The organism is Alkalibaculum bacchi (assembly GCF_937875145.1).
Lineage (GTDB): Bacteria > Bacillota > Clostridia > Eubacteriales > Alkalibacteraceae > Alkalibaculum > Alkalibaculum bacchi_A.
On sequence record NZ_CALNCS010000061.1, the window covers coordinates 1 to 22396 of the forward strand.

Genomic DNA, 22396 nt, shown 5'->3' on the forward strand with positions numbered 1-22396 from the left:
CATTTAGCTGACTGATACTAATAGGCCGAGGACTTGACCTTAAAAAGATGATGAATAAATTTACTTTCTTGTGCTGTTTTTAAATATCACTTATTAAGCAGAAAGCTGAATGCTGAATGCGGAACATTTGATATAAACTTAGTGATAAGTTATAAAGTTTTATGATTTGAGAAAAGCAGTAAGTCACCGAAGGTGACAAGGTTTTACTTAGAACATAGAACATAAAACTTAGAACTAACACATTCCGCGGCAATAGCGGAGGGGCTACACCTGTTCCCATACCGAACACAGAAGTAAAGTCCTCCAGCGCCGAAGGTACTCGGGTGGTGACGCCCTGGGAGAATAGGACGTTGCGGATTTGTTTAGTAAAGAAAGGTCTCTGATTATCAGGGGTCTTTTTTTCTGTCGAACTAAGCGACTCACGTCGCAGTGAACAATGAACACTGAACAATGAATAGTGAACAATATATGAAGGACTTAATAGAGAGGTCGCATATTTGTACTGTTCGATGTTTAGTGTTCATTTTTTCATTGTTCAGTGAAAGGTTTTATTTTTTAGCCACCAGCGGTGGCTTTTGCTTTTCCTTACCACCTTGTCACCTTACTACCTTCTTACCACCTTACCAAGCTCCTCACACAAAATCAACTCCGGCAATTCGTCTCCGTATCTATCCACCACCTTATATATAGATCCCAACCAATTATATTCATCTTTTTCCTTATTAGGCATATGCATTAATACAATTTTCTGCGGCTTAATATGATCCCTAATGACCTTTCTTGCCCTAGGCAATGTAATATATGGAAAATCTAATAATGCATAATTTATATTCAGTTTATCTAGTCCTAAGTTCTCGTAATTTATTAAATCTGGTTTTGCATCTCCACAATGATAAATTCGTTCATTCTTAAATTTTAATAGATATGCAAAATTAACCACATTCTTATAATCATTTCCATCATGAGTTAATGAAGTAACCGAAAAATCAATCCCATTAACGCTAAAATCCTTTATTGTATTTAATTCTACTTCATCATAAATGAGTTGTTGTTCAAGAGAAATATCGTATTGAGATAGGTTCTTTAATAACTCTACTGTTTGTTTACTAGAAAATAGCTTAGTATTAGGGTGATTACGTAATGTTTGTAAAGTTGCTTCTCCATCAAAGTGATCTGGATGGTAATGTGTAAATAATAGTAGATCCATATTGTCAAATGGAGGAATCCCATTTATGATCTTATCAATTGTTTGACGATCTACATTATAGTAAGGGTCTATTTGTTTTGCATGAATGGCATCAATCATGACCTTTTTCCCCATATTTTCAATTAAAAAGCCTGCATTAGCTATGTAACGTATATTTGACATAAAGTACCTCTTTTGTTAGTTTTGTATTTATAAAAGAGTGGAAAGCTCTCCCTTCCACTCTTTCCTTGTTTGACAGGAAGGTGTTACTTTTTGATCCTAGCTACTGCTTAAGTCATCCTAAGCGCCAGCGAAAGATCTTTAACCCCATAGAAAGTTTTACTTTTAGACTAAAATATTATTTAAGCCCTCTTTATATGTGATTGAATCTTTGACCTGTAAGACTTGACTCTAGCACTGAAAGCTGAAGACTAGCTGCTGATGGCTAAAGTGCCAAAGGCACTTTAATGTTAGTCTATAGTATAGTCATCAAAATTAAGATCGCTTTTATCAGGCAATATGAAAGCACATGCAATGTAGAGAAATAGCCCAAGACCTACTAATGGTAAGGATAATACCACCCAAAGAATTCTCACGATAGATGGATCGATAGAAAAGTATTCGGATACTCCTTGACACACGCCGCTTATCTTACCCTCCGCTTTGTTTTTGTATAATCTTTTCATTTTGGTACCCCCTTGTATATATTTATTAAAAAGAAATTGATATTTTATGGAAATTATCACAGTGCTATTAGATTTCAATAGCTAAATCTAAAGCAATTTCAATCATATCTGTCAACGTTTTCTCTCTCTCTTCTGGAGTGGTAGCTTCTGAGGTTACGATACTATCGCTCACAGTCAAAATAGATAAAGCATTCTTTCCTAATTGAGTTGCGTTCATATAAAGAGCAGCAGTCTCCATCTCGACGCCTAAAACGCCCATTTTAGCCCAAGTTTTCCAGGAGTCTTTGTCATCATTATAGAATAAATCACTGGTCAATATATTCCCAACTTTTACATCTAAATTCCTTGAACCAGCGATATTATAAGCCTTTGATAATAAATCATAATTTGCTATTGGAGCAAAATTACCAGGGAGCTGGTATTGATGTGCAAAATTAGAATTCGTGCAGGTAGCCATAGCCAGGATAATATCTCTTATTTGAATATCCTTTTGATACGAACCACATGAGCCTATTCTTATAATATTATTGCAATCGTACTCTGTAAATAATTCATAAGAGTAAATACTCATAGAGGGCATGCCCATTCCAGAGCCCATTACGGATACCTTCTTGCCTTTATATAGTCCAGTAAAACCTAGCATACCCCTTACTTTATTAAAACAAAAGGGACTATCCAAGTACTTTTCAGCAATAAATTTTGCTCGTAAGGGATCCCCAGGCATTAAAACAGTCTTTGCAATATCTCCTTTTTTTGCACTATTATGAACACTCACAATTCTTCACCTCATATTAATATAATAATATCTACTATCATTATACCCTAATTAATAATCTATAAATAAAATATTTATACTGAATGATATGGTTCAAGTAATTTTGCATAAATTAAAACAAAGTGTTTAGACTTGTAGCAAAAATAAAATCTCAAAATATAATGAATAAAGATTGTTAATAAATATAGGAGGAAAATATGGCGTACTCAGTTAGAGAATTGCTTGCAAGACTTATTAAATGCGAAGCCGAAGGCGAAGGAGACACTGGTATGAAGGCTGTAGCAACAGTTGTAATGAATAGAGTACACGTCGCCGAAGGAGAATATCAAAGGGTTAATCAAGGTGATTTGAGAAGAGTAATCTTTCAACCAGGTCAATTTGATTGCGCAACAGAGACATTAGGTGGTCAATATAATCCACAAAATATATATAATGCCCATCCAGAACAAATACACTATGATATTGCAGATTGGGCACTAGCAGGCAATAAAGTTTATAATATCGTTGAATCTTTGTGGTATATGAATCCATTTGTACCAGATTGTCCTGTGTATTTTCCATATAATCAAAGTGGTGTTATTAATTCTAGGATAAGATTACACTGTTTTTTTGATCCAACACCGTTATATTCGCAAACATAAAAAATGAAGAGGAGTTTAAAATGAAAAAAAATATAATACCAGATAGTTCAAAAATCTTATCAACATTTGAAAATAAATATGCAACACCTATGCAAATGCCACCAATGTATATGCGCCCACCTCAAGGTGGTATGCCTATGCAGCCACAACAACCTATGCAACCCATGCAACCCATGCAACCTGTACCACCACAAAATGGTGTCCCACAAAGAATATCACCTGTAATGGGACCTAATTATATCCAAGGCTATTTACAACAGTTTATCGGCCAATATATAAGAATTGACTTCTTAGTTGGTACAGGAACATTTATTGACAGAGATGGTATATTAACTCAAGTCGGAATTGATTTTATAGAATTGAGAGAAGTTCAAACAGGCAATATACTCGTTGGCGATATGTACTCCGTCAAATTTGTTACAGTATATACTTCTGCACCAGGAGTACCATATATGGATACAGCTGGACTATCTTACACTGAAGAATAAAAAAAGTAAAGCTGCCATACTTTCCATGGCAGTTTTACTTATTTAATTGTATAAGGATATTAAACAATTGTTTAACTACTGTTGAACCATTGCCCAACAATCGTTTGACTAATGTTTTATATTGTTATTAAAACAATAAAATCAGTTTTATGTAGTTATTTTTTTTGAATGGGCAATAATACATATGAGGTGATAATATGGAGAAAAGTTTAAAAGGAACGAAAACAGCTGAAAATTTAATGAAAGCTTTTTCAGGGGAATCACAAGCTAGAAATAGGTACACATTTTATGCAGAGAAAGCTCAGCAAGAAAAGCAAAAAGATATTTACCAAGTATTTGATGAGACGGCTCATAATGAAAAGTACCATGCAGAACGATTTTTTAGGATACTAAATCAAGAATTTAAAGGAGAGCAAATAGCTGTTTTTAACGCAGGTTATCCTGTACAATTGGGTACTACTTTAGAAAACTTAGAAGCAGCAGCTGAGGGTGAGCACGAGGAGAACTCTATACTTTATCCTACTTGGGCTAAAGAAGCTAAAGAAGAAGGATTTATACAGGTAGCAGATGTGTTTGATTTAGTAGCACAAGTAGAAGTAAAACATGAGCAAAGATTTAAAGAATATGCTGAAAGAGTTAAGAATAATGAGATGTATAGACAAACTGGCACAGTCCAATGGCTATGTTTAGAATGCGGACACATTCATGTAGGCTTAGAAGCTCCTGGTGTGTGTCCAATTTGCCAAAGACCTCAAGGATCCTTTAAATTATTACAAGGATAAATACGAATTAGCATAGTTGCTATTATTATAAAAATAACTGCCTAATCACTACAAAAGAAAAAATAACTTCTCTTTTTTAAGGAGAAGTTATTTTTCTTTTACTTTACAGTAAGAAGGTTTTACCTTTTGAATTAACTACTATTTAAATTATTTTTATATACAAGACTTGCGTATTTGGCCTGTAAGACTTGACCTTTGAGCACTAGTGGCTGGTGGCTGATTGCTGATGGCTAGAGCATTAAAATGGCACTTTTCTAGATAAAGTAAGTGAAGTAATAAATAAGACCTATTAAGTTGTAATATTGTATTTGCATAATTAAAACTGTATAATAATTTCATGGAATTCATTGACTGAAAAAAGAGCAATAAAGGAGTAATTTATGAATCTAAATCGTATTTTTGTTTCGATACTTACCTTGTTTATAGTGGGGATAATTGGTTATTGCAGTAGAAAGAAAAACATATTAAGTGAAGAAGCAGTAAATAGCTTACCTAAATTTTTATTAAATATATGCAGTCCGTTGTTGATTGTTTCTTCGATGCAGATCCCTTTTACACAAGATAAACTAGATGACATCAAAACTGTTTTTTTACTATCTATAATAGTTTACTTTATTTCTATCATAATTTCTCTTATAGTGCCTAAACTATTAAGAGCAAATGGAGACAATGAAAGGGGTGTATACCAATTTATGACCATATTTTCTAATGTGTCGTTTATTGGATTTCCAGTATTGTTGTCTATTTATTCTAGCGAAGCCATATTTTATGGGTCAATCTTTATTATACCTTTTAACATCTTACTGTATACCGTTGGTATTTACATGATGGCCAGTGAAAAGAAAAAGTTTAATATAAAGATATTGTTAAATCCTAATATTCTAGCTGTTATTATTGGCTTTCTATTGTTTGCTTTCTCTATACAAATTCCTGCCTTTTTACTTCAACCAATGGAGCTAGTAGGAAATATGACAACACCTCTATCTATGATTTTTATAGGAGGATCTTTATGTGGTGTAAATATGAAAGAAATGTTTAAAGAGTGGCGATTATATGCAATATCAGCTATAAGGCTTCTCATTTTGCCACTAATAGTGCTTCTCTTATTTCAAAATTTTATCAGCGATCCTTTGTTATTAGGGGTACCAGTAGTTATTACAGGTATGCCCATTGCTGCTAACTGCGCCATTGTAGCAAAAGAATATGGAGGTCATGCAGAATTAGCATCATCAGGAACATTTATGAGTACACTTTTGTCGATGGTTACCATACCCTTATTAGTGTTAATAATATCAAATATATAAAAAAGGAGAAAACAAATGATAATAGGTATAATAGGTGCAATGGAAAAAGAAATTACTATTTTAAGAGAAAGAATGGATTTAACTAAAATAGAAGAAAAAGCGAGTCTCACTTTTTACATAGGGAAATTAAGAGATAAGAACATCGTCTTAGTTCGTTCAGGTATTGGTAAGGTAAATGCAGCCATGTGTACACAGATTTTAATAGATATCTTTCATGTAGATGTAGTAATCAATACAGGTGTGGCTGGGGCACTTCATCCTGATTTAAATGTAGGGGATATTGTAGTGTCTACAGATTCTCTTCAACACGATATAGATGCCTCTGTCTTTGGAGATCCAAGAGGAATTGTACCAGGCTTAAAAGAGAGTATTTTTGTAGCAGATCAAAAACTATTAGACATCATTGATGGAATCACAATAGAAGATCATAAAATCTTTAAAGGTAGAGTATTAACAGGCGATCAAGGAATTGCAAGCAGTGAAATAAAACACTTCTTAGTAGAAAATTTTGAAGGATATTGTGTTGAAATGGAGGGTGGCGCTATCGCCCATGTGTGCTATTTAAATGAAGTTCCTTTTCTCATTATTCGAGCAATCTCCGATAAGGCAGACGAAGAAGTAGAGATCAATTACAACGAATTTGTAGAATTTGCAGCTAAAAATTCAAGTTATATGTTAGAAAGTATTTTAGAAAAATTGTAAACTCTAAGATTTGAGTTTCAAAGCTAAGTAAAACCCTTTGCTTACAATAATAGCTCGTATCTTAGTTTGGAAAAGAGGTTTTTTATATGATGCCCGTTTGGTGTGAAATCCGCTTAGATTATTTAATTGACAATTATAATGAGATTAAAAAATGTGTAGGAGAACAGGTCGAATTGATGCCTATCATTAAAGCAGATGCCTATGGTCATGGGGCTATTGAATGTGCTAAGACCTTAGTTCAAAATGGCGCAAAACGGTTTGCGGTGGCCCGTGTAGACGAGGGAATACAACTGAGAAATGCAGGGATTAGATGCCCTATTCTTATTTTAGGTTATATTTCTAATGATGAAATAAGAGAATTATTAGAGTGGGATTTGACTCCTACAGTATACCATATAGACTTTGCAAGAGAGTTATCTAAACAAACTGCTAAAACTGTAAAAATACATATAAAATTAGATACAGGTATGGGTAGATTAGGTTTTAGAGGGATAAAAGAAAGTGTTAAATCTATAGAGGATATTTATACTATGGATAATCTGGTAGTAGAAGGGATTTATAGCCATTTTGCAACTTCTGATGAAAAAGATAAAAGCTATAGCTTATCTCAGATGGAATCATTTGAAGAAGTACTAAAATTGTTAACGAAAAGGAGAATAGATATTCCCACTAAACACTTATCAAATAGTGCTGCTATTATGGATTTGCCTACGAGCCAATATAATATTGTTCGTCCAGGTATTATTCTATATGGCATGTATCCGTCTGAAGAAGTAAACAAGGAAAAAATTTCTTTAAAGCCAGTAAAAAGCTTTAAAACCAGAATTGCTAATCTTAAGAAAATCTATTCAGGTGATAGTGTAAGTTACGGTAGAAAGTATATAGCAGAAGATGAAAGATTAATTGCTACTTTATCCGTTGGTTATGCTGATGGGTATAGTCGATTGCTTTCTAATAAGGGAGAAGTCCTCATTAGAGGTCAGAGAGCAAAAATTGTAGGAAGGATATGCATGGACCAGTGTATGGTAGATGTTACTCATATTTCACAGGTTAAGGTAAATGATGAAGTTCTTCTTTATGGACCTGGTTTGCCAATTGAAGAATTGGCAGAAAAGATGGGTACGATTAATTATGAAGTTTCTTGTATGATATCTCCTCGTGTTCCTAAACTTTATTATTGGAAAAAAGATTTCATAAATATGGATAAAAATCTTTATAGTTGACCATAATACAGTTGAGAGAAAATTACATATCATTCGCTCTGTTTTCTTGTCAATTTCGGTAACGAAATTATAACAAAATTTATAAGATATTATAAGTACTGAAAATGGTTTGGGTTCTAAGCTATACTTAATTTGGTAAACTCTCTCTCAACAAGAAAATAGAGAAAAAATAGCTTGCACACGACTCCATTCCATTTAGCTTATTTGAAAAATTAAGTTATTAGGACTTTATAATATTAAATCGGAGAGTGAAAAAGGGTGAATGTCAAACGAGGAGACGTTTATTATGCAGATTTAAGCCCAGTAATAGGGTCTGAACAAGGAGGCGTAAGACCTGTGCTTGTTCTACAAAATAACGTTGGCAACAAATATAGCCCTACAATTATTATTTCGGCTATAACATCTCAAATTAATAAGTCAAAGTTACCTACTCATATAGAAATCAACGCTACTGAATTCGGTCTAAGCAAAGATTCTGTTGTTTTGCTTGAACAGATTAGGACAATAGATAAGAAGAGACTAAGAGAAAAAATTGGTCACTTAGACGATGAATTAATGAATCAAGTAAATGAAGCCTTACAAATCAGTTTTGGAATGGCAAATTTCTAAGAATATTTACGAGTTAGCACCTTTCTTTTTAGGAGGTGCTATTCGTATTAGTGGACTTTTACATATTTACCTTATTGGGACAAAAGTTCCGCATTCAGCTTTCTGCATTCAGCTTCTAGTACTCAAGCGCAAACAATATATACTCTTCCTTATGAAGTAAATCAAAAAATCTATCATAGTAAAAACTTGATCACGTTTACATATTTGATTGTTAATAAATTGAGCAAATGTTATGGTATAATAACCATGAATTAAATAGGAGAAAGAAAATGACCAATAACTTTAAAAGGATAAGCAAATTATTGTTAGACTATTTTGGGATATCTATTGGCTGCATGATTATGGCGGTAGCCTTTAATTCGTTTTTCGTACCTGCGAGGATTGCTCCTGGGGGCTTTAGTGGTTTAGCAGCAGTAATATATCATTTTACAAATTTCCCTATTGGTATCACTACCCTTGTCTTAACGATTCCACTATTTATTATTTCCATTAAATTATTAGGAGCAAAATTTGGTGCAAAAAGTTTCTATGGTACAATTTTCTTTTCATTATGTATTGACTTTATTGTAAAATCACCTCAATTGACAGATGATTTGTTTTTATCTTCTGTTTTTGGGGGTATCTTGCTGGGAATAGGAATAGGTATTATTTTTCGATTTGGTGGAACTACTGGAGGAACAGATCTGCTTGCCGCGCTTATGCATCATTATTTTAGAACAATATCTGTTTCTACTTGGTTGCTCATAGTAGACTCTATAGTTGTAGCTATAGCAGGAATTGCATTTCAAGATATTGAGGTTGCACTATATTCTATTTTGACAATCTACATTAATATGCGATTAATGGACGTAATACAAGAAGGTATAAGTAATACAAAAGCCTTCTACATTATCTCAAAGAATTCTACAGAAATCGCATACAGGATTATGAAGGATTTAGATAGAGGCGTTACTACTTTAAGAGGTAAAGGCGCATACACTAATGAGGATAGAGATGTACTCCTTTGCGTAGTAAATCGAGCAGAGGTCTTTCAGTTAAAAGATATCGTTCGCTCTATTGATCCAAATGCTTTTGTTATATTAGCTAACGTCCATGAGGTCATAGGCGAAGGCTTTAAAAATATAGATTAAAAATGAGGAGGAGAGTTATACATGGCAGATTTAAAAGCTATTGCAACAAATATTAGACAAAGTATTATTAAAGAAATAGCAAATGCTGCATCAGGACATCCAGGTGGGTCTTTATCTGGAGTAGAAATCTTAACATTACTATACTTTGAAGTAATGAATATTGACCCAAAAGATCCTAAAAAAGTTGGTAGAGATAAATTTGTTCTTTCAAAAGGACATGCTTCACCTTTACTATATGCAACTTTAGCAGAAAGAGGATATTTTGAAAAAGAAGAATTACTTACTTTCAGAAGAATCGACAGCAGACTACAAGGACATCCTGATATGAAAAACGTACCAGGTGTGGACATGTCTACTGGTTCTTTAGGGCAAGGTTTATCAGCTGCAGTAGGAATGGCTATTGCAAACAAATTAGATGGTAATGACGCAAAAGTATATGCTCTATTAGGGGATGGAGAATTAGCTGAAGGCATGATTTGGGAAGCTGCAATGTCAGCAAGCCATTACAATTTAGATAATCTTATAGCATTTGTAGATTACAATGGTCTTCAAATTGACGGAAGATGCTGCGATGTAATGAATTCTGATCCAATCGATGGAAAATTCGCTGCCTTTAACTGGAATGTAATCAATGTAGAAGATGGTCATGATTTTGATCAAATTCGCGAAGCTTTAGGCAAAGTTGTAGAAGGAAAACCAAATGTATTAGTGTGCAAAACCATAAAAGGTAAAGGTGTATCCTTCATGGAAGATCAAGCTGGTTGGCATGGTTCAGCTCCAAATGAAGAACAAACAAAACAAGCGTTAGCAGAGTTAGGAGGCACACTATGAGTAATCAAGTAGCTACTAGAGTAGCATACGGAAATACACTTGCGAAACTTGGAGAAACAAACAAGGATATAGTCGTTTTAGATGCAGATTTATCAAAATCTACAAATACAGCTACTTTCTGTGATAAAACTCCTGATAGACATTTCAACTGTGGTATTGCAGAACAAAATATGCTTGGTATAGCCGCAGGACTTGCAGCATCAGGAAAGATTCCTTTTGCATCAACTTTTGCAGTATTTGGAGCAGGAAGAGCTTTTGAGATTATTCGAAATTCTATTTGCTATCCAAAATTAAATGTTAAAATAGCCGTTACTCATGCAGGACTTACAGTTGGAGAAGATGGTGCAACTCATCAGTCTATCGAAGATATTGCTATTATGAGAAGTCTTCCAAACTTAATTGTACTTTGCCCAGCTGATGGAGTTGAAACAGAAAAGATGATCAATGAAGCTGCAAAATATGATGGACCTGTTTACATAAGATTAGGAAGACCAAACTTGCCAATCGTATTAGATGAAAACTATGAATTCGAAATTGGAAAATCTGTAGAATTACGCCAGGGAAATGATGTTACACTTATAGCAGTAGGTATTATGGTTGCAGAAGCCTTAAAAGCTGCTGAAGAATTAGAAAAAGAAGGCATCTCTGCTCGAGTAATAAACATGAGCTCTATTAAGCCAATTGATGAAGACGCTATTGTAAAAGCTGCTCAAGAGACAGGTGCTATCGTTACAGCTGAAGAGCACAGCATTATTGGCGGGCTTGGATCTGCTGTTGCAGATGTATTAGTAAATGGTACTTTCGCACCACTAGAAAAAGTAGGTGTACAAGATACCTTTGGCGAATCCGGAAAACCAAATGAATTATTAGAAAAATATGGTTTAACAGCAAGTAATATCGTACAAGCTGCTAAAAAAGTAATAAGTAGAAAATAGTACATCGTAATAAAAAGATACAAAATAGCACGTTAATGAAACTCTAACTTGGATAAGTTAGAGTTTTGCTATGTTAAAGGACTTATTTGCATACATTAAAGAATTATAGACAGTTATTTTTATTGATTGATGATCTATTTATATATATAATTAATTGACATTATTCATAATAAACATTAAACTAAAATAGTTTGAAAAAGTCTAAATAGGATATAGATAAATATAGTTTAACTTAAATATGGAGGTTTTTTATGAGTACCAAGTATATTTTTGTAACTGGCGGCGTGGTCTCCTCACTGGGAAAAGGTATTACTGCAGCTTCATTGGGCAGATTGTTAAAAGATAGAGGTTTAAAGGTATCTATTCAGAAATTTGATCCTTATTTAAATTATGACCCAGGTACGATGAGCCCTTATCAACATGGTGAAGTATTTGTAACAGATGATGGTGCAGAAACAGATTTAGATTTAGGTCATTATGAGAGATTTATCGATGTAAATTTATCAAAATGGAGTAATGTGACCACTGGAAAAATATACTGGTCTGTTATTTCTAAAGAGAGAAAAGGGGATTATTTAGGAGGAACGGTCCAAGTTATCCCTCATATTACAAATGAAATTAAAGAAAATATCTTAAAAGTTGGACAAGAAACTTCAACAGATGTAGTTATCACTGAAATTGGCGGTACGGTTGGTGATATTGAAAGTCTTCCTTTTCTTGAAGCAATTCGACAATTGCAAAATGATTTAGGACATAAAAATGTAATTTTTATACATGTAACATTACTACCTTATTTAAATATGGCTGGAGAGTTAAAGACAAAGCCAACTCAGCATAGTGTAAAAGAGCTGACAGGACTAGGAATTCAACCAGATATTATTATTTTACGCTCTGAAAAAGAAGTAAATGATGATATTAAAGAAAAGATAAGCTTATTCTGCAATATTGAATCAAGAGCAGTAATCCAAAATGCAGATGCAGAGGAATTATACGAGGTTCCTTTACTACTTGAAAAAGAAGGACTAGCTAATTTAGTATGTGAAAAACTATCTATTAAATGTGGTCAAGTAGACTCTAGCGATTGGATCTCTATGGTTGAAAAATCAAAAAATTTAAAAGATAAAGTAAAAATAGCATTAGTTGGTAAGTATGTTGAATTACATGATGCTTATCTTTCTGTTGTAGAGGCTTTAAAACACGGTGGAATTGCAAATGACTGTGAAGTAGAGATCAAATGGGTCCACTCTGAAGAAATAAAAGAAGACAATGTAAAAGAAGTATTTAAAGATGTTAACGGAATTATCGTACCAGGTGGCTTTGGGCATAGAGGCGTAGAAGGCAAAATCCTAGCAGCCAAGTATGCTAGACTAAACAAAGTACCTTATTTAGGATTATGCTTAGGCATGCAAATCGCTGTTATTGAATTTGCTCGAAATGTAGTAGGATTAAAAGGTGCCCATAGTTCAGAACTAGATCCGAATACACCATATCCTGTTATTGACCTTATGCAAGATCAAAAGGACATTGATGATAAAGGTGGTACAATGAGGCTTGGACTTTATCCGTGTCAGTTAAAAGAAGGCTCAAAGTCCTATGAATCATATGGAAAGCCAATTATTGATGAAAGACATAGACATCGCTATGAGGTAAATAATGAATATAGAGAAGTACTTGAAGAAAAAGGTATGATGATCAGCGGTGTTTCTCCAGATGGCAAACTAGTGGAGATGATTGAATTAAAAGATCACCCATGGTTTGTTGCTACGCAAGCACATCCAGAGTTTAAATCTAGACCCAATAAAGCGCATCCTTTATTTAGAGAGTTCGTTAAAAGCGCAAAAAATAATCGACAATAGCTTTAAACATATAGTGTAGTTTTAAATGCACCCCAAAAAGTTAGACAGATTTATTAACTTTTTGGGGTTCATTTTTTTATTTCTTCGACACCTTTATTGACAAAAATGTGGATAACTATGGGGAAAAGTGTTGATACTGTGAATAACTTTTTTAATAATTCACAAAAAGTACAAATAGAACAGGATATTGTGTATTATTTTGTCGAACAACACAAGAGTTGTTCACATTAATAAAGTATTGATAAATCTAAATATTGTGGATAAGATAATGATATAAAGCCATACTAAAATTTTGCTGTATTTTATCCACCAATAGTAAAATTGCGTATTAAAATCTTTTTCTTTATTGACATGTGAAAAAATTATGATATATTAATAATGTCTAATCAAATATTATCTATATTATATTCAACATCATCTCTGTTTAATACTAATTTCTTTTGAGTGCCATGTTTATATTCATAAAATGACTATATATTAAATACTGTATTATAGTGTATAAATTATTTATAAATTATTTCTATATTGAATTTTTTATTCTTAACTTCGTCTATGACCGTAGATTATCGTGAAAATATAAAATAGGAGGTGTTGTCCATAAATGGAGAACCTAGAAATACTAACAATTATACAGCTGAGAGATAAAGCAAAGGAATTAGGAATCCCATCAGTTACTAAATATAAAAAACGTGAACTAATCGAAAAAATTCAAATGATTTATGCAGAAGAAGAAAAAACTCAATTAAAAGCAAGGCATGCAGAAAATAGAGTAGAAGAAATCAAACCGCTTGAAGAAAAAGAAAACCCCAATAAATATTCTAAGCTTAAAGACGACATCCACGAATCTTTTAATCTTAAAGGAACTCTTCAAATTCTCCCAGAAGGATTTGGCTTTCTAAAAAGTGAAGATATGATCTCCCCAGAAGAATATGTCTATGTTTCAGCCTCTCAAATTCAAAAATTTAAATTAGAATCCGGTGATGAAATAAAAGGCAAGGTTCGTAGCCCTAAAGAAGGGGAAAAGTATTATGCCATGTTATTTGTAGAGAATGTTAACGGAAAAACTACGAGCCAGATTATAAAAGAAGAAGCTAGTATGATGAACAATCCAGATAAAAAGGATATGAGCAGGTATAGCAAATCCCAAATAGGAATACTAGAAGTAAATCCTGATGGCTTTGGCTTCCTTAGAACCAATAATTACTTAACTGGAGAAAATGATATTTACGTATCTCCATCTCAAATTAGGCGTTACAAGCTTCGGACAGGCGACAAAATCGTCGGAAAGATTCGCATTCCAAATGAAGGGGAAAAATTCGATGCCTTACTTTATGTAGAATCTGTAAATGGAGATGTACCTGAGACCGTTGTCAATAGACCCAATTTTGAAAAATTGACGCCAATATTTCCTGAAGAAAAGATTAAGCTTGAAACGAATAATAATACCATCTCTACTAGAATTATTGACCTTTTTGCGCCAATAGGAAAAGGACAAAGAGGGATGATTGTGGCAGCACCTAAGGCTGGTAAAACTGTATTATTAAAACAGGTTGCCAATGCTATTGCAAAGAATCATCCTGATATGGAACTTATCGTTCTTTTAATTGACGAAAGGCCAGAAGAAGTTACAGATATGATAAGGTCTATAAAAGGAGATGTAGTGTATTCTACCTTTGATCAATTGGCATCGAATCATATTAAAGCTGCTGAGATTGTTTTAGAGAGAGGAAAGCGTTTAGTAGAGCAGGGCAAAGATGTAGTCATATTGATTGACAGTATTACTCGATTTGCTAGAGCAAATAATCTAGTAGTACATCCATCTGGCAGAACTCTTTCAGGTGGCTTAGATCCAGAATCACTATACTTGCCAAAGAAATTCTTTGGAGCTGCTAGAAATATAGAACACGGTGGAAGTTTAACCATATTAGCTACAGCTTTAATTGAGACAGGCAGTCGAATGGATGATGTCATCTTTGAAGAGTTTAAGGGAACGGGTAATATGGAACTTCACTTAGACCGTAGCCTTTCAGAAAAGAGAATCTTCCCTGCCATAGATATTTATAAGTCTGGAACAAGAAGAGAAGACAAGTTGTTATCAGAACAAGAATTAAGGCTTGTTTTTGGAATCCGAAAGATGTATAGCAATTCTTCTAATGCAGATGTAACGGAAAAAATCATTGATACTTTATCTAGGACAAAAACCAATGAAGATTTTATTCATTTTATGATTTCAAAGTACAATTTAAAATAATAGGCAGGTTTAGAAGAAAATAGTAGATAAAAATATTTGCCATATGGGACAAACCGTGATAAAATATTATGAGTGTAAAATTGACATGAATATTTTATATATATTAAGTTTTGGAAAGAGGTGAATGTAATGAAAGAAGGTATTCATCCAGATTACAAAAAATCTATCGCTAAATGTGCTTGTGGAAACACTTTCGAAACAGGCTCTGTTAAAGAAGAATTGAAAGTTGATATATGTTCTGCTTGTCATCCATTCTTCACAGGAAAACAAAAATTAGTTGATGCAGGCGGTAGAGTAGATAAATTTAAGAAAAAATTCGGTTTATAAGATGAAGAGTAAAAAACCAACAGAGAGATTAGTTGCTTTAGGTGACTAATCTTTTTTGCTATAGTAGGAAGGAGACCTTAATATGAAAATTAGCCAAATCTTAAATAAAGCTGTTTTACAATTAAAAGAATGCAATAAGCCTTCCCCTCGCCTAGATGCAGAGGTAATTTTAGCAAATTTACTAGAGGTAGAGCGATTGTATTTTATACTACATAAAGACCAGGATATACAAGAGGATCTTGTAGAGGAATATAAACAGCTTATAGGCAGAAGATGTAAAGGAGAGCCTGTGGCTTATATTGTAGGTCATCAGGAGTTTATGGGCTTAGATTTTATAGTCAATAAAAAGGTACTGATTCCAAGACCAGATACAGAAATTCTAGTAGAGTACGTAGTAGAATATATAAAACAAAGAGAAGAAGATGTAAACATACTTGATATTGGATGTGGTAGCGGTGCCATTGGTTTAAGTATAGCATCACAATTTCCTAAGTCACAAGTAACCCTAGTAGATATATCACCTGAAGCCTTAGAGCTTGCCAAAGAAAATGCCAGGAAATTAAATATTAAAAATGGTCAATTTGTCTTAAGTGATTGTTTTGAGAGTATAAGTGACAAATATCATATTATCGTATCAAATCCTCCTTATATCCCAGCAAAGGATATCGAAGATCTTCAAATAGAAGTAAGCACTTATGAGCCAAGAGGTGCCCTAGACGGTGGTATAGATGGCTTAGATTTTTACAGAAGAATTGCTACAGAGGCAAAAGAATATCTCTTAAAAGGTAGCCTTTTAGCCTTTGAAATAGGTTATAATCAAGGAAATGCAGTTATAGAGATATTAAAAGAGAATGATTACAAACATGTAAAGAAGCTGAAGGACTTAGGTGGAAATGACCGGATTGTAGTAGGAGAATTAAAAACAGGTAGTAAAAAATAAAAAATATAAAAAAATATTGCATCAAAAATATAGTTATGGCATAATATAGTTTAACAAGTAAATGAAGAGCAAGGGAGCTATTTAAATAATACGTTTAGATAGCTCTTTTTTATTGATAAGAAAGTTTACTTTTGATCTATTTCCTGCATGGGACATTTTATATGCAGGATCAGATCTTGATGCTAAAGAAATATCTAGATACCAGTGACTAGTTACTTCTAGGCACTAAGTAAGAATACAAGTTCATTTTGGCAATGGAGCTGCTTTTATGGGAAACCATGTAAAGCAGCTTTTTTTATATAAAAAGGAGGGAAAGAAATGAATACAGGAGACACATCTTTTATCTTCATGTCAACAGCACTCGTTTTTCTTATGACACCAGGGCTTGCTTTTTTTTATGGTGGTATGGTTCGCAGAAAAAATGTATTAAATACCATCATGTCTACATTCTTCATAGCTGGATTAGCATCTATTCTATGGGTTATAGTGGGGTATTCCCTATCCTTTGGAAAAGATCTAGGAGGAATAATTGGAAACCTACAATGGTTTGGATTTAATGGTGTAACTTGGAATCCCAATGGAGATTATGCAGCTACGATACCCCATAACCTTTTTGCATCCTTTCAAATGATGTTTGCCATTATAACACCAGCACTTATTACGGGTGCATTGGTAGAGCGAATGAAATTTTCATCTCTGTTTATGTTTATCGTATTATGGTCTTTCCTAGTTTATTATCCAATGGCTCATATGGTATGGGGCGTTGGAGGATTAATAAGGGAACTTGGAGCTATTGATTTTGCAGGTGGAAATGTTGTACACATTAGTTCAGGTGTTTCAGCCTTAGTAGCATCTATCATGCTGGGGAAGAGAAAAGGATATGGGATGACAGATTATCATCCCCATAATATACCTCTTGTCGTAATAGGGGCATCTCTACTGTGGTTTGGATGGTTTGGGTTTAATGGTGGTAGTGCACTTGGAGCTAATGGTTTAGCAGTTCATGCACTTATTACATCGAATACTTCCGCCGCAATGGCATTGCTTACATGGATGTTTATAGAGAAAATCACGAGAGGTAAGCCAACCTTGTTAGGAGCGGCTACGGGTGCAGTAGTTGGCCTTGTAGCGATTACCCCAGGTGCAGGTTTTGTACCTATATGGGCATCAATTATTATTGGCGCTCTTGTAAGCCCTATTTGTTATTTTGGAGTAAGTACCATAAAACATAAGTTTGGCTACGATGATGCCTTAGACGCATTCGGATGTCACGGCATAGGAGGTATCTGGGGGGCAATTGCCACTGGACTATTTGCACATCGTTCTATTCATTCTGCTACTCAATGGAATGGACTTTTCTTTGGTGATACAAGATTATTCACAGCACAAGTAGTGAGCATTCTGATTACTATTATTTTAGCGGTAGTTGGAACTTTTGCCATAATGAAAGTCTTGCAATTTTTTATGGAGATTCGAGTAAACCATATGGAAGAGATAGAAGGGCTTGATAAGGCAGAGCATAGTGAAAATGCATATCCTTCATTTACAGGAATGGATTGAGGAGGTTAATATGAAGAAAATTGAAGCAATTATAAGGCCATGTGCTTTAGAGGAGTTAAAGGATGTACTATCTAAAATGGACATAAATGGCTTGACAATAAGTCAGGTCATGGGCTGTGGAAATCAAAATGGATGGAAAGAATATTACAGAGGTTCAGAAATTTTTATGAATGTGCTTCCAAAGATTGAAGTAAGCGTTGTAGTTCAAGATGAGAAGGTAGACCATATCATAAATACAATCATCAATGTAGTGAAAACAGGAGAAATAGGAGATGGTAAAATTTTTGTAAGCGATGTAGAGAGAGTTATTAGAATTCGTACAGGTGAAGAGGGCACAGATGCTTTAGATTGAAATGAACAATGGGACCTAAAAATTGTAGGTCCCATTGTTTAATAGCCCACATCTGTCATCCTCGAGACTTTAGCCGAAGGATCATGTAGTTTTTATTACCTTACCTAAAGGCGAGGCTTTTTCCGCTTTCCGCATTCAGCTCACTTATTCATAAATGCCTCTATATCATCGATCTCTTTAATAATATGCTCCGACAAATTAATATTGCCATCCTCTGTAATTAAGATATCATCTTCAATTCGAATGCCAATCGCTTCTTCTTCAACATAAAGACCTGGTTCACAAGTATAGACCATGCCAGGTTGTAGGATGATATTTCGATCTCCAACATCATGGGTATCTAGCCCCAGCGGATGACCTATGCTATGGTAATAATATTTACTCACATCTTCTAGATTGTCAATAAGGTCTAATTCTTTACAGCCTTGCGCTAATAAATCTTTTGCTAGCTTATTCAGATTTACAGTAGATACCCCTGGTTTCATATGTCGGATAATCTCCTTATTACAGTGTAAGACTACATTGTAGACATCTTTTTGTCTTTCCGTAAATGTACCATTTACAGGGAATGTTCTTGTAATATCTGCACAGTAATTGTCTGCACTCGCCCCTAAATCAAAAAGAATTAAATCATTATCTTCTGTAATTTTGTTATTCGCTACATAGTGGAGTATGGTTCCATTGATTCCAGAAGCAGCTATGGTATCAAAGGCGTGTCCAGCACCTTTGCATTTTAGTACAAAGTCAAAATGAGCTTCAAATTCACATTCTGCCATACCTGGTTTTGCATGAATCATCATACTTTCAATGCCTTCTTTAGTGATATCAATGGCCTTTTTCATGCATTTCACTTCTTCAGGTTTTTTGATAGTTCGAAGTTTTGTCAAAATCTTTGAAGCATTCTTTTTTATTAAATAAGGGTATTTCGATAAAAGCTCTGTAGAGAAAGCAGAGGACATTTTATCGCTGTAATCCCAAGCGTATCTGCTGTAATCAAAATAAACATTTTCTACATTATAAGCCCCACTGCCTAAAATCTGTACCAGCTTCGATTTAATATTTTCTACATACATTATATTTTCAATGCCAGAGATGCTCTTAGCCTCATCTGCACTAATCTTTGCGCCAACCCACTTAGCAAGGATAGGGTCAAATTTTTCGATAAAAAGATACTCTTCTACCACATCACCGTACTTAATAGCCACAAGAATAATATCTTCTCGCGCGATACCAGTAAGATAATAAAAATTGCGATCTACTTCAAACATATAATAAGCGTCATTTGATTTGTGTGGCGCTTTTCCAGAAAAGAAGATGGCCATGCTATTGTCTTGTAGATTTTCATAAAGCTCTCTTCTATTTTGAGTAAAAAAATTTTTAGTTAACATATAAATTCACTTCCTTTACGCTCATTTTATACTAGTAGAATAAAGAAGTGAACTGTTTTTAGAGAAAAGCAGGAGAAGAATGGCAAATTTATCTCCTTGACTTTAAAGTATTAAAAATATATGTTATATCTAAAAAGGAGTGGATTACATGGGTTTATTAGATGGCATGATGGGAAATGCTTCTGAGGTAAATTTAGGTAGTGTACAGAAAGATTTTGCAAAGATACTTGCTCCAAATGAACAAATTGAAAAGGCTTATAAATTAATTCGAGATTTATTTATTTTTACCAACAAGAGATTAATCTTAATTGACAAACAGGGAGTAACAGGCAAAAAGAGCGAGTATCATTCTATACCTTACAAAAGCATCACTCACTTTAGTGTTGAAACAGCAGGGCATTTTGATTTAGATGCAGAACTTAAAATATGGATTTCAGGCACACAAATGCCTATACAAAAGACTTTTAATAAGAGTTTGAGTATTTATGAGGTACAGGCAGTGTTGGCGGCGTATGTAATGAAATAACGTTAAACGATAGTTGAACAATTTTTAAGCAGCAGGTAGATAATGGTTGAAAATTTGTTACACCCTTATTCTATAATGTGCGTGCTTGTTAAGGCACAAATTTAGAAAGTCTTAGTTATGACTCCTCCTAATATATAAGTGTAAGGTTTTCTTGATTAAGCCGCACTTGCTGCAGTATTTATAAGTTTATTAAAAAACAATTCTTTATAAAATGACTTCGTTCGACAAAATGTTTAATAAATATGTAGTATTCTTAAGATATATAGTTAAATAATATACAATATGCTATATATTACAATAATATGGTGTGTATATTATATTATCATTTAAAAAATAACTAGATTAAAGACCTAAATTATAATAGACAAGCTAATAAAGTATGAAACATACTTTATGTTCTATATTGCTATTTATGTTTGGTATTATATGCTTTTATAGTAATAAAAACTACGATTTACTTTAGGAGAAACATATATGCAAAAAAAAAGGTTTAAGATTCTATCTAGCATCCTAGTTTTGTTATTGATTTTAACTTTCGTACTCTTGTGTAGAAAAAACCGGCCTATATCGGAATCTTCTGTTTATATGAATTCATATGCTACAGGAGATGTAGTCTATGGTGCCAGTGCCCTTGGGTTTACATATAGTGTTAGTGATTACGGTATATTTTATCTTAAAGATACAAAAATGCAATATTATGATTTAGAAGCAAAGGACTCTTATATGCTCTGTGGAAAAGCGAATTGCCATCATTCTAACTCTAACTGTAGTGCACGATATGAAAATATGGGAGATGTAACTGGATTAGCCATGTATGGCGAAAATGTGTATGCAATAAAATTAAACCAAGAAAGTAACACATACGATCTATTTACAATGGAGCCTTCAGGCAATAATCAAAAGATTCTTTACTCCTTAGATATTGGCAATTATGTTCCTGGTTCTTGGGTATTAAACGGTATCGGTGATGTTTATTATGCAGGTGGTATGGCATGGTTTACAACGCATTATCAATATATTGGAGAACCGATGCAAGACAATAGTGAATTAGAACAGTTACAAAGCACAGTAGTCTTAGGTATAAATCTTAAAGACGGAAAAGCAACAGCGCTAAATGAACTACCTAAAGAAGGAACTAGATATGAGTCTAAGAACAATGTTGCATATGAATTTGAGTTTATCTCAAAAGATTATGTGTTGATCAGCAAAAGTTGGAACAATTTAGAGCAAATGACGAAAAATGAATTTCAAAAAGCCTATGATCAAGGTGAATTTGAGAAATTTGATAGCAATGTAGATCCATATTACGAGTACATAACATCATGGTATGAAGAGAACAAAGAGCCAATGTTTCAATACCTCTTATATAATATGCACACTGGAAAATTGACAGAATTGGAAAATGGAAAACGTAGTCCTGATTACGGTGGAGATGGGCAAATAGCAGGGTATTATCTACCATATATCTTTATTGACACATATGAGGGTCAGTTGCTATATCAAAATCTAAACTATGAAAGTCCCGATACATCAATATATCTTTTAGATATTGCGACAGACGAAAAGAAGTTGGTACTAGAAATAAAAAACGGTAGCACTCTTCTTACTTCCAATCCAGGCAGTGTTTCTCCAAGTCTAATTGATGGTGAAAAGCTATTGTACTGTCTCTACCGTGAAGATGAAAAAGTAGATATTTGCTATTATGATATGAATTCAAAAGAGCATACTAAACTATTTCAAGATGATAGAGCAATTACCTTTAGAATGATAGGGGAAACAGCCGAAAAATACATAGGTGTTATTTATAACTTTATACTGGAACAGCCTGTTGTTCACATGATCGACAAGGAAGAGTATTATAAGGGAAATCTAGAAGCAGCAGAGAAATTGTTTTAATTAAGGAG

General features: G+C 33.7%; 22 protein-coding genes and 1 rRNA gene. 19 read left to right on the forward strand and 4 right to left on the reverse strand.

Annotated features, from left to right (window positions below):
• The first annotated feature begins 242 nt into the window (after window positions 1-242).
• Window positions 243-359 (forward strand): 5S ribosomal RNA (gene rrf / locus Q7P22_RS04010).
• A gap of 245 nt (window positions 360-604) precedes the next feature.
• Here the strand turns inward: rrf and Q7P22_RS04015 are convergent.
• The 3 genes from Q7P22_RS04015 to deoD all read right to left on the reverse strand — a co-directional run bounded on the left by Q7P22_RS04015 (window position 605) and on the right by deoD (window position 2647).
• Entirely contained in the window at window positions 605-1369 is a 765-nt protein-coding gene (locus Q7P22_RS04015; RefSeq protein ID WP_303860947.1) for an MBL fold metallo-hydrolase, read from the reverse strand.
• Between the two features lie 287 nt (window positions 1370-1656).
• A complete protein-coding gene (locus tag Q7P22_RS04020) occupies window positions 1657-1872 on the reverse strand; it encodes a PspC domain-containing protein (protein ID WP_113920896.1) in 216 nt (71 codons plus the stop codon).
• A 67-nt stretch (window positions 1873-1939) separates the two neighbouring features.
• Window positions 1940-2647 carry a purine-nucleoside phosphorylase gene (gene deoD, locus Q7P22_RS04025; RefSeq protein ID WP_207657443.1) on the reverse strand — a complete coding sequence of 236 codons (708 nt, stop codon included), beginning with the start codon at window positions 2645-2647 and terminating at the stop codon, window positions 1940-1942.
• Between the two features lie 197 nt (window positions 2648-2844).
• On the opposite strand from deoD, the gene Q7P22_RS04030 reads away from it, so the two are divergent.
• The 16 genes from Q7P22_RS04030 (at window position 2845) to Q7P22_RS04105 (ending at window position 18578) form a co-directional block, all read left to right on the forward strand.
• Window positions 2845-3288 (forward strand): cell wall hydrolase, encoded by a 444-nt coding sequence (locus tag Q7P22_RS04030; protein WP_303860957.1) that lies wholly within the window; start codon window positions 2845-2847, stop codon window positions 3286-3288.
• Between the two features lie 20 nt (window positions 3289-3308).
• Complete coding sequence (locus tag Q7P22_RS04035) at window positions 3309-3776, forward strand: hypothetical protein (RefSeq protein WP_303860961.1); 468 nt, start codon at window positions 3309-3311, stop codon at window positions 3774-3776.
• A 197-nt stretch (window positions 3777-3973) separates the two neighbouring features.
• Window positions 3974-4558, forward strand: coding sequence for a rubrerythrin (rbr, locus tag Q7P22_RS04040; RefSeq protein WP_303860964.1), 585 nt, complete (start codon window positions 3974-3976; stop codon window positions 4556-4558).
• Between the two features lie 380 nt (window positions 4559-4938).
• The gene (locus Q7P22_RS04045) at window positions 4939-5862 is read left to right on the forward strand and encodes an AEC family transporter (protein WP_113920901.1); all 924 of its coding nucleotides are present in this window, start codon (window positions 4939-4941) and stop codon (window positions 5860-5862) included.
• A gap of 15 nt (window positions 5863-5877) precedes the next feature.
• Complete coding sequence (locus tag Q7P22_RS04050) at window positions 5878-6564, forward strand: 5'-methylthioadenosine/adenosylhomocysteine nucleosidase (RefSeq protein ID WP_113920902.1); 687 nt, start codon at window positions 5878-5880, stop codon at window positions 6562-6564.
• 86 nt (window positions 6565-6650) lie between these two features.
• The gene (alr, locus tag Q7P22_RS04055) at window positions 6651-7787 is read left to right on the forward strand and encodes an alanine racemase (protein ID WP_113920903.1); all 1137 of its coding nucleotides are present in this window, start codon (window positions 6651-6653) and stop codon (window positions 7785-7787) included.
• Between the two features lie 258 nt (window positions 7788-8045).
• Complete coding sequence (locus Q7P22_RS04060; RefSeq protein WP_113920904.1) at window positions 8046-8396, forward strand: type II toxin-antitoxin system PemK/MazF family toxin; 351 nt, start codon at window positions 8046-8048, stop codon at window positions 8394-8396.
• 269 nt (window positions 8397-8665) lie between these two features.
• Window positions 8666-9526, forward strand: coding sequence for a YitT family protein (locus Q7P22_RS04065; RefSeq protein WP_303860975.1), 861 nt, complete (start codon window positions 8666-8668; stop codon window positions 9524-9526).
• Between the two features lie 21 nt (window positions 9527-9547).
• Window positions 9548-10357 (forward strand): transketolase, encoded by an 810-nt coding sequence (locus Q7P22_RS04070; RefSeq protein WP_303860977.1) that lies wholly within the window; start codon window positions 9548-9550, stop codon window positions 10355-10357.
• Complete coding sequence (locus Q7P22_RS04075) at window positions 10354-11292, forward strand: transketolase family protein (protein WP_113920907.1); 939 nt, start codon at window positions 10354-10356, stop codon at window positions 11290-11292. The genes Q7P22_RS04070 and Q7P22_RS04075 overlap by 4 nt, the downstream gene beginning before the upstream one ends.
• A gap of 251 nt (window positions 11293-11543) precedes the next feature.
• Entirely contained in the window at window positions 11544-13148 is a 1605-nt protein-coding gene (locus tag Q7P22_RS04080) for a CTP synthase (RefSeq protein WP_113920908.1), read from the forward strand.
• A gap of 601 nt (window positions 13149-13749) precedes the next feature.
• Entirely contained in the window at window positions 13750-15399 is a 1650-nt protein-coding gene (gene rho / locus Q7P22_RS04085) for a transcription termination factor Rho (RefSeq protein ID WP_113920909.1), read from the forward strand.
• Window positions 15400-15528: 129 nt separating this feature from the next.
• On the forward strand, window positions 15529-15726 hold the full coding sequence (gene rpmE, locus Q7P22_RS04090; protein ID WP_113920910.1) for a 50S ribosomal protein L31: 198 nt from the start codon (window positions 15529-15531) through the stop codon (window positions 15724-15726).
• 82 nt (window positions 15727-15808) lie between these two features.
• Window positions 15809-16666 carry a peptide chain release factor N(5)-glutamine methyltransferase gene (gene prmC, locus Q7P22_RS04095; protein WP_113920911.1) on the forward strand — a complete coding sequence of 286 codons (858 nt, stop codon included), beginning with the start codon at window positions 15809-15811 and terminating at the stop codon, window positions 16664-16666.
• Between the two features lie 318 nt (window positions 16667-16984).
• Window positions 16985-18226, forward strand: coding sequence for an ammonium transporter (locus tag Q7P22_RS04100; RefSeq protein ID WP_113920912.1), 1242 nt, complete (start codon window positions 16985-16987; stop codon window positions 18224-18226).
• Between the two features lie 10 nt (window positions 18227-18236).
• Window positions 18237-18578 carry a P-II family nitrogen regulator gene (locus Q7P22_RS04105; RefSeq protein ID WP_113920913.1) on the forward strand — a complete coding sequence of 114 codons (342 nt, stop codon included), beginning with the start codon at window positions 18237-18239 and terminating at the stop codon, window positions 18576-18578.
• Window positions 18579-18718: 140 nt separating this feature from the next.
• On the opposite strand, the gene Q7P22_RS04110 is transcribed toward Q7P22_RS04105, so the two are convergent.
• Window positions 18719-19966, reverse strand: coding sequence for an aminopeptidase P family protein (locus tag Q7P22_RS04110; RefSeq protein ID WP_113920914.1), 1248 nt, complete (start codon window positions 19964-19966; stop codon window positions 18719-18721).
• Window positions 19967-20114: 148 nt separating this feature from the next.
• Between Q7P22_RS04110 and Q7P22_RS04115 the strand changes: the two genes are divergently transcribed.
• Both Q7P22_RS04115 and Q7P22_RS04120 read left to right on the forward strand, forming a co-directional pair.
• Window positions 20115-20492 (forward strand): PH domain-containing protein, encoded by a 378-nt coding sequence (locus tag Q7P22_RS04115; protein WP_113920915.1) that lies wholly within the window; start codon window positions 20115-20117, stop codon window positions 20490-20492.
• A gap of 474 nt (window positions 20493-20966) precedes the next feature.
• Window positions 20967-22388, forward strand: a complete 1422-nt coding sequence (locus Q7P22_RS04120) for a hypothetical protein (protein ID WP_303860994.1) — start codon at window positions 20967-20969, stop codon at window positions 22386-22388.
• Window positions 22389-22396 lie beyond the last annotated feature (8 nt).